Origin of the sequence: Halomonas sp. KG2, assembly GCA_030440445.1 — a bacterium.
Lineage (GTDB): Bacteria > Pseudomonadota > Gammaproteobacteria > Pseudomonadales > Halomonadaceae > Vreelandella.
This window is the reverse complement of sequence record CP098528.1, coordinates 1,054,485-1,069,524: the sequence shown is the minus strand read 5'-3', so window position 1 is coordinate 1,069,524 and position 15,040 is coordinate 1,054,485. Positions and strand designations below refer to the sequence as shown.

Here is a 15,040-nt window from a genome sequence, read left to right as displayed (position 1 = left end):
GATCTCCACCTACTGCTGGGCAGTTTACGCACTGCACAGCAGTAGGCTGGCTATCAACGCCAAAGCGTCGCATCATGGCACTCTTTCTTGCTAGGTACTTGCCTGTCTCACTATGCCGCCATTACCGTCCGACACTGCCTCTCCTTCACCGCTGAGCGGTTTCTTTAGTGTGTTCCGCTATAGCCGACGTGCACTTGCACTAGTGTGGGAAACCTCGCGCTGGATGATGCTGGGCTTAGCGTTATGCACCTTAGTGGCAGGGGTTCTACCTGCCGTGGCTGCCTGGGTCGGCCAACTGATTGTGGATGGCGTCGTGGCGGCGATGGAAAGCTATCAGGCGGCGAGTTCGCCCAACCTCTGGGAAACACTAACGCCTGTATTAGGCTTAGTCGCCTTGGAAGGGCTGATTATTGCGTTTATTGCCCTGGCACAACGCGGCCTTTCGGCCCAGCAATCGCTACTGCGTGCGCTGCTGGGCCAGAAAGTTAATGTGATGATTCTAGAGAAAGCGGGCACTCTATCACTCAGCCAGTTTGAAGATTCAGAATTGTACGACCAGCTCACTCGGGCACGGCGGGAAGCGTCTACGCGCCCGCTCGCGCTGGTGAATAAAACTTTCGGGTTGCTACAAAATGCTATTTCACTGGCTAGCTTCGGGTTTCTACTGGTGCAGTTCTCCCCCTGGGCGTTACTCATCTTGGTGGTGGGAGCATTGCCCGTGTTTCTCTCAGAAGCGAAGTTTTCCGGCGATGCCTTTCGGCTATTTCGCTGGCGCTCACCGCAAACCCGTATGCAAATATACCTAGAAACGGTGCTTGCTCGGGAAGACAGTATCAAAGAGGTAAAGCTCTTCGGCTTAGAAGGTCTGTTTCTCCAGCGTTACCGGGATATCTTTACCAAACTATTTGCCGAAGACCGCCGCCTAACGTTACGTCGGGAAGGCTGGGGATTTATCCTTGGCCTGTTAGGCACGCTGACATTTTACGCTGCCTACGCCTGGGTAGTGATTGAAACTGTCGCGGGCGCGCTTACCCTTGGCCAAATGACCATGTATTTGATGGTATTTAAACAAGGCCAAAGCGCCCTTTCAGCAAGTTTGACTGCTATTAGCGGTATGTACGAAGACAACCTCTATCTTTCCAATCTTTACGAATACCTCGAGCAACCCACCGAAGGTGAAGAAGGCCACCTCACCAAAGGTATAGCACCAGGTGATGGGTTACGCTTCGAACACGTCAGCTTTGCCTACCCCGGTGGCAGCGACGTACTGCACAATATTTCGCTACATTTAGCGCCGGGCAAAAGTATTGCATTAGTCGGGGAAAACGGCTCGGGCAAAACCACGCTGATTAAGCTATTAACGCGGCTCTACCACCCGACCAAAGGACGCATTTTGCTGGACGGTAGTGACCTCAAGCACTGGGATACCCAGGCATTACGGATGCGGGTTGGGGTTATTTTCCAAGATTTTGTGCGTTACCAACTCTCTGTTGGCGAAAACCTTGGGGTTGGCGACACTCAAGCCTTTGATGACCAAGAACGCTGGCAGCAAGCCGCTCACGATGGCATGGCGGATAGCTTTATCGACCGCATGCCACATGGCTACCAAACCCAGCTAGGGCGTTGGTTTAAAAATGGCCAGGAGCTTTCAGGTGGGCAATGGCAAAAAGTAGCACTTTCACGCGCTTATATGCGCCACAATGCCGATATTTTAGTGCTGGATGAGCCTACCGCAGCGATGGATGCCGCAGCGGAAGCAGAAGTATTCGCCCGCTTTCGCGAGCATAGCCACGATAAAATGACGATTTTAATTTCCCACCGTTTTTCGACAGTGCGCAGCGCCGACCAGATCATTGTGATTGACCAAGGGAGTATTATTGAACGCGGCACCCATGAAGAACTGCTTACTTGTAATGGTCGGTATGCAAAACTGTTTCGGCTTCAAGCCAAGGGTTATCGTTAACTGAAGGAGCCTCTGATTAATGTGATGAGCGCAGGCCAGACAAGGCAAAAATTAACGAAAAAGCGGAGTTTACGAGTTGTAAATGAGCATTTTGAGGCGATTTTTAACGCAGTATGGCCAAGCGTAATAGTTAATCAGAGGTTTCTTAACTGTTGACGCTCCTATAAGCATCGGTTAAAAGATAAAGGCTACTTTTAAAAAGTAGCTTTATTTTTATTAACGAGACTTTTCAGAGACCTTCTCATGCGCTGGCAAATCCCCGCGACCCGAATGAATAAGCTGCACCGAGTTATTAATAATTCGGTATCGGCTTATTGTTGTCGCGCGCCAGAAATGTAGTGAGAAAATTGGCCGCGGCAGATGTCGCGGCCATGTGTTTTATCGTTACCTTTGATACTCCCTGATCGCGATGTTGCCCGGCCTCCTAACCCAGGAGACCGATCCCATGGCAGTGGCAACAATTACCCGCAAGTTATTCAACGCCGTTAAGCACTATCGCACTCAGCGGCGTCTTTACGAAAACCCACGTCTCCACAACTCGCACCTGTTAAAAGATATTGGCTTACGCTGGGAGCAGGGCCAACTGGTATCTATTCACGGTGTAGAGGAACCAAGTCAGCGCAATCAACGCCACCAGGCCGAAACCCGCGATGCCTATGAAACGTGTCCACACTGCGGGAGCAGCCTGACATAGCTAACGCCCCGGTCACAGGAAGTGGCCGGGGCGTTTTATTAATGCGCGCACATCAAATCCCATTAAAAAAGCCGACCTTAAGAGGTCGGCGAAGCTGATGAGAGTTGCTCGGTAAAAAGGCCGAGCAATAAGATGCCTGGGGAAGGCATCGCCAAAACGCCTACTCAAGCGGCTTGGCGATACCCTCGCCCATCACTCTTACCTTTACGGGAGTAACTACCCTTTCCTTTTTTCGGTGTTTGCTGCTGCATTTTGAACATAGGCGTTCGCAGCTGCGCTTTCAGTGCGTTATCGCGTATCTTGCCTTTTTTCACGGTGTACTCCTCATCCTTTGCAAAACAGTCTTTGAAAAAACAGTCTTTAAAAAATAGCCATTAACAATCGTTTATTAAGCAGCGCATTTGCTTCCACCGCCTGCCGTTCCTATTGGTTTCGCCGCTTGTATGACCCAATGAGATCGGCCAAGTTCCCAAGATGCTTAGGGCGCTTAATCACCACGGGTGGTTAACGTGCTCGCGGCAGGACTTTCCGCCACCATGCTCACCACGCTGCCCACCATAATCAGGCATGGCGAGGGTAACGGTTGAGCAGCGAGTCGCATGGGCATATCCGCCAACGTGCCCACCAACGATTGCTGTTCGGGCTGGCTAGCATTGGCCACCAACATAATGGGCCACGTATCGGGCAGGCCCGCTTGGCGAAGGCCGTGGCAGATAGCATCTACTTTGGAAAGCCCCATATAGAACACTAGGGTTTCATCCTGACGGGCAAGGGTTGCCCAGTCCGGCGTACCGCCTTCTCGGCACAGTTGCGCCGTAATAAAGCGCAGCTGCTGGGCATGGCCACGATCTGTTAGCGGAATCCCCATCCCCGCAGCGGCCGCCGAGGCAGCGGTAATACCTGGCACTATTTCAGCAGATATCGAGGCATTCGCTAGCGCCCCCAGTTCTTCGCCCATACGCCCAAATACGCCAGGGTCGCCACCTTTCAAACGTACAACTGACTTACCCGCCTGAGCAAGCGAGACGATCAATGCACCTATCTCATCCTGAGGCACGCTGTGATGCCCGCTTGCTTTCCCCACGTAATAGCGTTCAGTACCTGGCGGTATCAGCCCCAGCACATCGTCGCCCACTAAACGGTCATAGACCACCGCATCAGCCTGCATTAACAGTCGCGCCGCTTTCAGGGTGAGCAGCTCCATATCTCCACTTCCTGCACCGACTAAATACACCGTTCCAGAACGGCACTCACCGCTTAGTGGTAGGCGTAAGCGCTCGGCTGACTCGCGACCAAAGGGCGCTAACACCCGCTGACTGAGGCGCATAAAGGCCTCAAGCCATTTCCGGGTTAGTTGTTTGCTTAGCGCACGCATGTGGACGCTCCTCTCAGTGATGAGTAATGATTCACGCTCTCAGCCTCACTTAACGACGAGCAGTGCAATCACGACAATAGCCAACGCCAACGAGACGCCTTTCCAAAAAAGCACTGGATCGCGCTCCAGTAGAGGCTGTTTAGCGCGATTGAGCATCCCTGGGCTTGGCGAGTGAAGCTCAAAGACAAACTCCGAAAGCGCCAGGTAACGGTAGTGAGGGTTAGGATGCAAGGCTTTTTTGAGCACTTCATCCACCCAAGCGGGTAACTGACGATTTTCGCTTAGCGCCGATTGGTAAGCAAGCTTATGTTGCGCCGCCCGGGTGCGAGTTTTGGCCACCTCGGTACCATAGGGCAGCGTGCCGGTTAGCATCTGATAGGTAATCACTGCCAGTGAGTACTGATCCGAACGGGGCGTGCCGCCTTCACCCAGAAAATACTCCGGCGCGGTGTACTGGGCGGTACCTAGAATATCGTCGCTAGCCGCACTGACCTCTTCAGCAAGACCCGCCACCTTGGCAGCGCCAAAATCAATCAGCTTCACCGTTCCGTGGCTATCGATCATGACGTTATCGGGGCGTAAATCCTGATGCAGCATTTCCAGCCGATGAAAGGCGCGCAGCCCTTTGGCGATTTGCTCGATAATGGGGCGTACGATGGCTAATTCAGCGTTAGGATGGTCGCGCATCCACTGGGTCAAGGCTTGTCCTTCAATATACGCCAGCACGGTGTAAAGGTAGTGGCGAGGGCGCTCTTGGATGGGGGCTTTAAGCACGTGCTGATTGTCGATGCGCCGTGCAATCCACTCTTCGCGCACAAACCGCTCGATACTCTCGGGATCTTGGCTTAGCTCGGTTGAGAGGGTTTTTAGTGCCACCTTCTCGCCACTGGCGACATCTTCCGCCAGGTAGACATGGCTGCGACTACTGGCATGCAGTTGACGCACAATGCGGTAGCCGTCCAGCTCGCTTCCTGCGCGCAGTTCAGACGGTGACGGCAGTGTACTCAGCGCCGCGTAGAGCTCATTAGCGTGGCGCTCAGGCAGCGAATCAATGCGCACAATTTGCACGGTGAGATTATCGTCGCTGCCTTTGTCGATTGCAGCCACGATTAGCGCCTCAGCCGCTGCATCGAGATCGCCCCAATGGGCGTGAATCAGCGCGGCCATTTCGGCGCTGCTTAGCCACTCATAAACACCGTCGGTAGTGAGTACAAACACATCGCCCACGTTCAGCGATACGGCGCAATAATCCAGCTCCAGGTGCTGGCTGGCCCCCATGGCGCGGCTTAAATGGCTGACTTCCCGGGATGCCCAGAAGCGGTGATCCTCGGTCAGTGGCTCCAACGTATTACCAGCGAGCTGATAGATTCGGCTATCGCCGACGTGAAACAGGTGCGCAGTGGTGGATTTAATCACCATCGCGCTGAGGGTACACACATAGCCACGATCCAGGTTGTAGCGATACTGGCTTTGCCGGGTTTGGGCATAAAGCCATGCATTGGTGGCCTGCAGCACCCGCTGGGCGGAGGTCTTAACCGCCCAGGTAGCTGGGGTGGCGTAGTAGTCTGTTAAAAACCCGCCCACCGCTGCTTCGCTCGCCTCGCGGCTTACCTCACTGCTGCTAATCCCATCCGCCAACGCGATCGCAATACCTTTGGTGGCGCGCAAGGGTTCGCTGGGTAGATAAGCGCCGTAAAAATCCTGATTGCTGGGCTTGCGCCCTTTATCAGAGTGCTGGCCGAGCGAAATGGTCAGCGCTGCCATTATGCTTCCCCTAAAAAAAGCCTCCGCCGGAGCGAAGGCTTGGTTAATGACAAACTACTGCCTATCAGATCATAGGGCTTTTTGCGGCGCGGTACGCACGTGAGTGGTGTAGAGCGTGAGCCCTGTTAACGCCAAACCACCGATCAAGTTACCCAGCACTACCGGAATTTCGTTCCAGATCAGGTAATCCATAATCGAGAAGTTACCGCCCATCATCAGCCCAGATGGAAACAGAAACATGTTGACCACCGAGTGCTCAAAGCCCATACCGAAGAACAGCATAATCGGCATCCACATGGCAATTACCTTACCGCTCACCGTAGTTGAGATCATCGCCCCCACAACCCCAAGAGACACCATCCAGTTGCACAATATGCCGCGAATAAAAATAGTCGCCATGCCGCCAGCGCCATACTCTTTGTAACCCACCGTGCGCCCTTCACCTACTTCACCAATGACCCGCCCTACTTCGCTAGGTTCGGTGCTAAAGCCGTAGGTAAACACAATCGTCATTAGAAAGGCGACCGTTAATGCGCCACCAAAATTACCGATAAACACAATGCCCCAGTGCTTGAGAATACGATTAATCGTCACCCCAGGCCGTTTATCCAGCCACGCCAGCGGCGTTAACACAAATACCCCGGTCAACAGATCAAAGCCCATTAGATAGAGTATCGAGAAGCCCACCGGAAACAGGATGGCGCCGATAATCGGGTAGCCGGTTTGCACTGCTACGGTCACCGCAAATACCGCCGCGATGGCCAATATAGCCCCCGCCATAAAAGCGCGAATCAGCGCATCACGGGTAGACATATGCAGCTTGGCTTCGCCAGCATCGACCATCTTGGTAGCAAATTCGGCAGGCAATAAGTAGGACATAGAGAGCGTTTCCTTGGTAGCTGATTGTAAGGGTCAGAAGAGTCAAACAAGCACAGCAAACCCTGCCGTTAAGGCGTGGTTTGCTGTGCAGAGCAGAAATTGGTGGCTAGGGCAGCGGGCGTCGTGGCGACTCTTTGCACGACGCTGCCCACCACAATCAAGCAGGGGGATGGCAAGGGTGTGGCGGCGAGCCTCTCGGGCATATCCGCAAGCGAGCCCACCAGCGACTGCTGCTCGGGCTGACTGGCATTAGCCACCAGCATGATCGGCCACTCATCCGGCAGGCCCGCTTGGCGCAGGCCGTGGCAAATTGCACTCACTTTTGAAAGGCCCATATAAAACACCAGGGTTTCATCCTTGCGCGCCAGCGACGACCAATCTGGGGTGCCGTCTTCGCGGCATAGCTGGGCAGTCACAAAGCGTAGCTGCTGCGCATGGCCACGATCAGTGAGCGGAATACCCATGCAGGCCGCGGCGGCAGAGGCCGCGGTAATCCCTGGCACAATGGCAGCGTGGATCTCGGCAGCGGCCAGGGCATCCAGTTCTTCCCCCATCCGCGCAAATACCGCCGGGTCGCCGCCCTTCAAGCGCACCACCGATTTACCTTCGCGGGCGAGTTTGACCATCAGCTCGCCGATCTCAGCTTGAGGTACGCTGTGATGGCCGCGGGCTTTGCCCACGTAGTAGCGCTCGCTGCCGTTAGGAATCAGCGCCAGCACGTCATCGCCCACCAAACGGTCATACACCACGGCGTCCGCCTGCATAAGCAAGCGTGCGGCCTTGAGGGTTAACAGTTCTGCATCGCCGCTGCCTGCGCCGACCAAGTAAACCTGCCCGGCGCGGCACTCGCCACGCAGTGGCAAACGTATGTCTGCAGCCTGCTGGACCCACGGCGTTAGCGCGCGGTGCGACAACCGCATAACGGCGTTAAACCACTTCAGTAGCAAGGGGTTGCTTAGTGCGGGCATTGGGCCGCTCCTCTTCAATAAGTGATTTCAATTCGGGAATACAGCTACCGCACTGGGTGCCACAGGCAAGCCTGGCGCCCAACGCTTCTACGCTGATATCGCCCTCACGGATGGCATTGACGATGGTGGTTTGGCCTACTTGATGGCAGCTGCACACCACCGGGCCGGTATCCGTGGCGCCGTCGTCGCAGCCAGCTAATAGGCGGCGACGGTGGGTATCGCTCAGCGCCGCCTCGTTGAAACGTGCTTCCAGCCACGCCAACCCTGGCAACTCGTTGGGCGGGCCAACCATCAGCCACCAGCGCAGTTGATCGTTTTCCACGCAGGCAGCGCGCAGCCTTCCGTTAGTGGGGTCTTGGCTGACGACCGATACGTCGCCGGGCAGCCACGTTTTCAGCTGCGCTAGCCAGTCATTAACCGACTGCGTATTGGCAAGCTGCCAGCGCTGGCAGCCGCGCATGGGAATACGTGTCCAGTAGGCACTGGTGCACCAAGGTGTTGATTGCGCTGCCCCTTCGGCAACCAATAAGGTGGCCTGCCAATCAGTAGCAAGCGGCGCCAGCGCTACGGCGCCGTGCTTCGATTCCGGCTGCCCAGAGAGCGGATCTGTAATGCTGTCGATCAGCACGCTGCTTCTGGCCTGCTGGGTGAAGCAGTCAGTCCAGTGGATGGGTACAAAGACCTCACCACGGCGCTGGGCATTGGAGACCCGCACCCGAGCGCGAAACTCACCTTTCGCGGCGGTTAACACCGCCAGCCCTTGATCCATAACACCGGCAGTGCGGGCATCCTCTGGATGCACATCCATAAAGGGTTCGGCACGGTGATTCATTAACCGCGGTGAACGAGCGGTGCGGGTCATGGTGTGCCACTGATCACGAATCCGGCCAGTGTTCAGCCGCAGCGGGTAAGCGGCACTCAGCGCCTGTTCAGGCCCTTGGGGCTTGATCGCCAGCAGCTTGGCGCGACCATTGGCGGTGGCAAATTCGCCATCCTCAAACAGCCGAGCAGTGCCATGGGGTGTGGCTTTCGTGACCGGCCATTGAATGGGTGCTAAGGCGTCGTAACCCTCCCGGCCCAACCCTATTAAGCCTGAGATATCAAACAACCGCTGCGGGCTATCAGGCACCGAACCGTTTTCAAACCCAGAGAGCTTGGCGTGCTCGTCGAAAATCTCCCAGGGATGCGCGTAGTTAAACGCCTCAGCAAACCCCAGGCGTTTGGCCACCTCGCAGAGAATCCACCAGTCATGACGAGCCTCACCTGGTGGCGGCAGCATGCCCCGCTGGCGAGAAATACGCCGCTCGGAGTTAGTAACGGTGCCATCTTTTTCCGACCACCCCGAGGCAGGCAGCACGATATCGGCATAAGGCAGCAGGTCAGTATGGGCAGCGCACTCGGAAACAATCACCAGCGGGCACTTTTCCAGCGCAGCACGCACCCGCGCAGCATCGGGAAGGCTGATGGCGGGATTGGTGGCCATCACCCACAGCGCTTTTATTTCGCCACGCTCAATGGCCTCAAACAGCTCCACTGCTTTATAACCAGGCTCTTCCGGCAGGATCGGTGTAAGGCTGTGGGTAGCCCAGAAGCGGCTGACCAAATCCGGGGCGCCTGGGGTGTGGTAATCCATATGCGCGGCTAACTGGTTGGCAAGCCCGCCCACTTCGCGCCCTCCCATGGCATTGGGCTGGCCAGTAATCGAGAACGGCCCAGCCCCCGGCAAACCGATTTTGCCGCCAGCCAGGTGGCAGTTAATAATTGCGTTGCACTTATCGGTACCGCTTGAAGACTGGTTGACGCCCTGGGAGTAAAGCGTGACCACATGCAGTTGACTGGCGAACCAGTAGTAGAAGGTTTCCAGGCGCTCGGGGTCGACATCACAAGCCGCCGCTACCTCCGCTACCGAGCCCGCGGTTTGCTGAGCCGCCGCCAGGGCATCGTCAACCCCTTCGGTGTGGCGCTCAAGATAGAGGGTATCGAGCTTGCGACGCTGCGCCATCCACGCCAGCAGGCCATTAAACAGGTAAGCATCGCTGCCTGGCTTAATCCCCAGATAGAGATCGGCTATTTCACAGCTATCGGTGACTCGTGGGTCGATCACCACCAAACGCATCAGCGGATTGCGCTCTTTAGCAACCTTAATCCGCTGATAGAGCACCGGATGATTCCAAGCCAAGTTGGACCCCACCAGCACGATCAGTTCCGCCTCTTCCAAATCTTCGTAGTTACACGGCACCGCATCCGCGCCGAAGGCGCGCTTGTAACCAACCACCGCCGAGGCCATACACAACCGCGAGTTAGTATCTAAATGGGGCGTGCCCAAAAAGCCTTTAAATAGCTTATTGGCAACGTAGTAATCCTCAGTTAACAACTGGCCGGAAAGATACGCTGCCACGCTATGGTTGCCATACTCGGCCCGCAGAATGTTTAAGCGTTCGGCAGTGGTGCTTAGGGCGGTATCCCAGGAGACTTCAACCCCATCTACACGCGGGTGCGTCAACCGCCCCTGTTGTCCCAAGGTTTCATGTAGCGCAGAACCTTTGACGCACAGACGCCCGTAGTTAGCCGGATGCTCGCGATCGCCCTCGACAGCGCTCAGCGTGCCCGCTTCAACAGTTGCCGTCACGCCACAGCCAACGCCGCAGTAGGGGCATGTGGTTTTGGCTTGCTGCGTCGTTGTGGACTGCTGCCCTGCTTTTGCCCCTCGCATAACACCTCCTCGGGTCGAGCCTGAACGCCGTATATACGTATATAAATGCCGAGCATAAAAAAACGCCCAGTCCCGTTCTCTAATGCGCTTTATAAACGCATTGAGAGAAGAGGGCTGGACGTCGTTGCCACAGCGCACCTTCAGCGGTGCAAACTAGTTTTTACCACTACAGACTTTTACATCTGCCAAATCTCTAACAGCTACACATTTTCTAACGACTCGTTATTTTTCTAATAGCTTTGGAATTGTTCTCTGCCATCGCCTAGCAATGAGTGCTTATTGCTTGTTAACTTACTTATTGCCTTGGAAACTGCAAAAGCCAAGCCGAAAACTGATTAATCTAAATTTAATAATTTAAAAACAAAAACTTAAAAAATAAAAAACCATTTCACGACGTTCTTTTTTACACTCTGCACACGCTAAACGGTGTGTGAGAGTGCACGCCACCGCCCTTTTCGCACCATCACCGTGCAGCCTATCCGAAGAGTCGTGTCACCGACCTTCCACCAATCACATCTAAATAGCTGAAGTTATTTAAAAAAACATGCTAGATGGCCAGTTGGCCAGCTCTTTGCTTCAGACAGCGTAAGGTTTTTAATCAGTTGGCAGCCAATGGCGGTTGTCGCGCGTTTAAAAAGACGCTATCGGGCAACGACGCCCCTGTTACGTACGCTTTTGCAATGCTTTGCAAAGAGGTGCGAGACAGGGGCGTTTTTTGTTTGGTGCTCAAGCAGCCGCAAAGACATAGAGGAGCCCCCCATGGAAACCACTTCCCGGTGCTCGCCCAACGATCATCAAAACGTCCATCTGGTGATCATTGGCAATGGTATGGCAAGCCACCGCCTAATTGAGGCATTGGTAAAACAGCCCACACACCCCCAGCGAATCACGGTGATTGGTGCAGAGCCAACCCCTGCCTACAACCGTATTCTGCTTTCGCCACTGCTGGCCGGTGAAATGCAGCAGGAGGCACTTTCCCTGCGCGATGCCCAGTGGTACGCCGACCAGGGCGTCACGCTGATACTGGGTGAAAAGGTCGAGACGCTTGATCGCGCAAGCCAAACATTGACCACGGATAGCGGCCGATCGCTTGATTACGATCATTTAGTCATCGCCACCGGGTCGCACCCAGCGCTGCCCGACATTCCTGGTATTGAGCTTGAGGGCGTACACGGCTTTCGCGACCTGCAAGATGCCGAATCACTAGAAGCCATTGCTCAAAAGGGTGGTGATGCAGTGGTGATTGGCGGTGGCCTACTGGGTCTTGAAGCGGCTGAGGGGTTACGTAAACGCGGCAGCGGCATCAACGTAAGCGTGCTCCAGCGCAGCGAGCGGCTGATGAACCGCCAGTTGGATGCAACTGCCGCCCACCTGCTTAAAGACACTCTCACTCAGCGCGGTTTACAGATCATCACTGGCGTGCAGCTAGCGCGGCTAGAGAGTGATGGCCAGGGCCGGGTCACCAAGGTGCATCTCGCCGATGGCCGCCAGTTGAACACCTCCAGCGTGATCGTTGCTGCGGGCATTACCCCTAATGCGGAACTTGGCCGCCAGGCAGGTCTGCGCACGGATCAAGCGATTGTGGTGGACGAATGGCTCACCACCAGCGACCCGACGATCTCAGCGCTGGGCGAATGCTGCCAATTCGAGGGCACCACCTACGGTTTAGTGGAGCCGATCTGGCGACAGGTAGAAGTGCTCGCCGCGACGCTGTGCGGCACGCATTCCCAAGGCTACGCAGATGCCCCCAGCGCCACCAAACTCAAAATCAGTGGTGTAGCGCTCTACGCTTTTGGCCCCACCGAGGCCAGCGCCGAGCATGAAGTACTGAATTACCACGACCTTGAGCGCGGCGACTATCGCCGCCTGCTGCTGCGCAACGGCCAGATAGAAGGCGCGGTGCTTTACGGCGACACCAGCCAAGGCCCCTGGTACTTCGAGCAGGCGCTCGCGGGCACCGATCTCAACGCTTACCGCCAAGCCCTACTCTTTGGTGGTGCTGATGTCGAGGCGCTACGCGAAGCGGCATCTATACACAGTCCTGATTCTTCTGAGCTCTCTTCAAAACAATCTTCTTCAAAACACTCTTCTTCTACAACGTCGGAGGCGGCTTAAATGTCTACCCAACAGCAGCTTATTATTATTGGTAATGGCATGGTCGGCCACCACCTGGTCGAGCAGCTCGTCGATAACGGCGCCCTTGAGCGCTATCAGGTCACCGTGTTTGGCGAAGAGCGCCATCGCGCTTATGACCGTGTACATCTCTCTGAATACTTCAGCGGCCGCGATGCCGATTCGCTCGCGCTTTGCGAAGCGGATTACTACGCCACCAGCGGCGTTGAACTGCGCACAAGCGAAGCCGTTATTGAGATCGACCGCAACTCACAAGAGGTGGTCACCGAACAAGGCCGTTACCCTTACGACCGCCTGGTGCTGGCTACCGGCTCGTTCCCCTTTGTGCCGCCGATTCCCGGTAACGACCGCGATAGTTGTTTGGTGTACCGCACCTTGGACGACCTAGACGCCATTCAGGCCGCCGCCGAAAACGCCACCACCGGCGTGGTGGTTGGCGGAGGTTTGCTGGGCCTTGAAGCGGCCAATGCCCTGCGCGGGTTGAACCTGGATACGGCCGTGGTGGAGTTCGCCTCACGCCTAATGCCGATGCAGGTGGATAACGAAGGCGGTGAGCTACTGCGCGAAAAAATTGAAGCTCTAGGCGTACAGGTGCTCACCGAGCGAGCGACTCAGCGTATTGAAGATGGCAAGTCGAGCCGCCACCGCATGGTTTTTCAAGACGACAAAGTACTGGAAACCGACCTGATTGTGTTCTCGGCAGGTATTCGCCCCCGCGACCAGTTGGCCCGTGACTGCGGCCTGGAAATTGGTGAGCGCGGCGGCGTGGTAGTGGATAACCAGTGCCTCACCAGCGACCCGGCCATTCTGGCGATTGGTGAAGTGGCGCTATGGAACCAGAGCATTTTTGGTCTGGTCGCCCCCGGTTATCAAATGGCCAAAGCAGCGTTTTCGACGCTGACCGGTGGCGATACCCAGTTTGGCGGCGCGGATATGAGCACCAAGCTCAAGCTGCTGGGCGTGGATGTGGGCTCGATAGGTGACGCCCATGGCAACCAAAATCCTGGCGCGCGAATGTTCCGCTACTTAGATCCGATCAAGCAGGAGTATCGCAAGCTGGTGGTCTCTAGCGACGGTAAAAAGCTGCTCGGCGCCATGCTGGTGGGCAATAACAGCGTCTACGACACGCTGTTGCAGTACTACGCCAATGGCATTGAGTTACCCGACGAGCCTGCCTCATTGATTCTGCCCCAAAGCAGCGGCGCCGCCCCCACTCTCGGCCCCGGTGCGCTGCCGGAAACCGCCTCCATCTGCTCTTGCCACAACGTCACTAAAGGCGATATTTGCGCCACTATTGACGCTGGCGCAGTGGATCTAGGCGGTGTCAAAGCAGCCACCAAAGCAAGCACCGGCTGCGGCGGCTGCACAGCGCTGCTCAAAAGCGTGGTTGACCACGAACTGGAAGCCCGCGGTGTCGAAGTCGATAAATCGATTTGCGAGCACTTCGCCCATACCCGCCAGGAGCTTTACGATATTGTGCGCGTAGAAGGCATCAAAACCTTCAGCGAATTGATCGCAAAACACAGCAATCAAGACACCCACTGCCTGGGCTGCGACATCTGCAAGCCCGCTGTGGCGTCTATTCTGGCCTCCTGCTTCAATGAGCCGATCACCGACGCGGCGCATATTCCTCTGCAGGATACCAACGACACCTTTATGGCCAACATGCAGAAAAACGGTACCTACTCTGTGGTGCCGCGCATTGCAGGCGGTGAAATCACTCCCGATAAGTTAGTCGTGCTCGGGCAAGTGGCCCAGAAGTACCAGCTTTACACCAAAGTCACCGGCGGCCAGCGCATCGATCTGTTCGGCGCACGTTTAGAAGACCTCCCCGCTATCTGGGGCGAGCTCATTGAGGCAGGATTTGAAACCGGCCACGCCTATGGCAAATCACTACGCACGGTGAAGTCCTGTGTCGGCAGCACGTGGTGTCGCTACGGTGTGCAGGACAGCGTCGGCATGGCCATCAAACTGGAAAATCGCTACAAAGGCCTGCGCGCGCCCCACAAGATTAAGTTTGGTGTTTCAGGCTGTACCCGGGAATGCGCCGAGGCTCAGAGCAAGGATATCGGTATTATCGCCACCGAAAACGGCTGGAACCTCTACGTGTGCGGCAACGGTGGCATGCGCCCTCGCCACGCTGAGCTGCTCGCCACTGACCTGGACGACGAGCAGCTCTACCGCACCATTGACCGCTTCTTGATGTTTTATGTACGCACCGCCGACCGACTGCAGCGCACCTCCGTATGGCGCGAAAATCTCGACGGCGGCCTGGAGTACCTCAAAGAGGTGATTCTGGAAGACAGCTTAGGCATTAATAGCGAGCTGGAGCGGCAAATGCAGCATGTTGTCGATAGCTACCAGTGCGAATGGGCCAACGCCATCAGCGACCCAGGCAAACTCAAACGCTTCCGTAGCTTCGTCAACGATGCGCGTCCCGACCCGTCAATCATTATGACGTCCGAGCGCGGCCAGCTTCGTCCCGCTTAAGCACTAATGCCCTGCTTAAACACTACATATTCGCAAACCAGACAACGTTAATGAGGTAACT

10 protein-coding genes are annotated in these 15,040 nt (G+C 55.8%); 4 read left to right on the top strand and 6 right to left on the bottom strand.

Annotated features, from left to right (window positions below):
• The first annotated feature begins 112 nt into the window (after positions 1–112).
• Positions 113–1,963: an ABC transporter ATP-binding protein/permease gene (locus tag NDQ72_04865; GenBank protein ID WKD29286.1), complete on the top strand. Its 1,851-nt coding sequence runs from the start codon at positions 113–115 to the stop codon at positions 1,961–1,963.
• Between the two features lie 445 nt (positions 1,964–2,408).
• Positions 2,409–2,657: a hypothetical protein gene (locus NDQ72_04860; protein WKD29285.1), complete on the top strand. Its 249-nt coding sequence runs from the start codon at positions 2,409–2,411 to the stop codon at positions 2,655–2,657.
• Between the two features lie 164 nt (positions 2,658–2,821).
• Here NDQ72_04860 and NDQ72_04855 read toward each other — a convergent pair whose 3' ends face one another.
• The 6 genes from NDQ72_04855 to NDQ72_04830 form a co-directional block, all read right to left on the bottom strand.
• Positions 2,822–2,971: a ribosome alternative rescue factor ArfA gene (locus NDQ72_04855; GenBank protein ID WKD29284.1), complete on the bottom strand. Its 150-nt coding sequence runs from the start codon at positions 2,969–2,971 to the stop codon at positions 2,822–2,824.
• Between the two features lie 173 nt (positions 2,972–3,144).
• Entirely contained in the window at positions 3,145–4,032 is an 888-nt protein-coding gene (gene cobA / locus NDQ72_04850) for a uroporphyrinogen-III C-methyltransferase (GenBank protein ID WKD29283.1), read from the bottom strand.
• 45 nt (positions 4,033–4,077) lie between these two features.
• Entirely contained in the window at positions 4,078–5,796 is a 1,719-nt protein-coding gene (locus NDQ72_04845) for a bifunctional protein-serine/threonine kinase/phosphatase (protein ID WKD29282.1), read from the bottom strand.
• 69 nt (positions 5,797–5,865) lie between these two features.
• Positions 5,866–6,675, bottom strand: a complete 810-nt coding sequence (locus tag NDQ72_04840) for a formate/nitrite transporter family protein (protein WKD29281.1) — start codon at positions 6,673–6,675, stop codon at positions 5,866–5,868.
• A 68-nt stretch (positions 6,676–6,743) separates the two neighbouring features.
• Entirely contained in the window at positions 6,744–7,643 is a 900-nt protein-coding gene (cobA, locus tag NDQ72_04835) for a uroporphyrinogen-III C-methyltransferase (GenBank protein WKD29280.1), read from the bottom strand.
• Positions 7,603–10,356: a molybdopterin-dependent oxidoreductase gene (locus NDQ72_04830; GenBank protein ID WKD29279.1), complete on the bottom strand. Its 2,754-nt coding sequence runs from the start codon at positions 10,354–10,356 to the stop codon at positions 7,603–7,605. Before NDQ72_04830 ends, cobA (NDQ72_04835) begins: the two co-directional genes overlap by 41 nt.
• Positions 10,357–11,115: 759 nt before the next feature.
• Here NDQ72_04830 and NDQ72_04825 point away from each other — a divergent pair.
• Both NDQ72_04825 and nirB read left to right on the top strand, forming a co-directional pair.
• Positions 11,116–12,471: an FAD-dependent oxidoreductase gene (locus tag NDQ72_04825; protein ID WKD29278.1), complete on the top strand. Its 1,356-nt coding sequence runs from the start codon at positions 11,116–11,118 to the stop codon at positions 12,469–12,471.
• Positions 12,472–14,979, top strand: a complete 2,508-nt coding sequence (nirB, locus tag NDQ72_04820) for a nitrite reductase large subunit NirB (GenBank protein WKD29277.1) — start codon at positions 12,472–12,474, stop codon at positions 14,977–14,979.
• Positions 14,980–15,040: the final 61 nt, after the last annotated feature.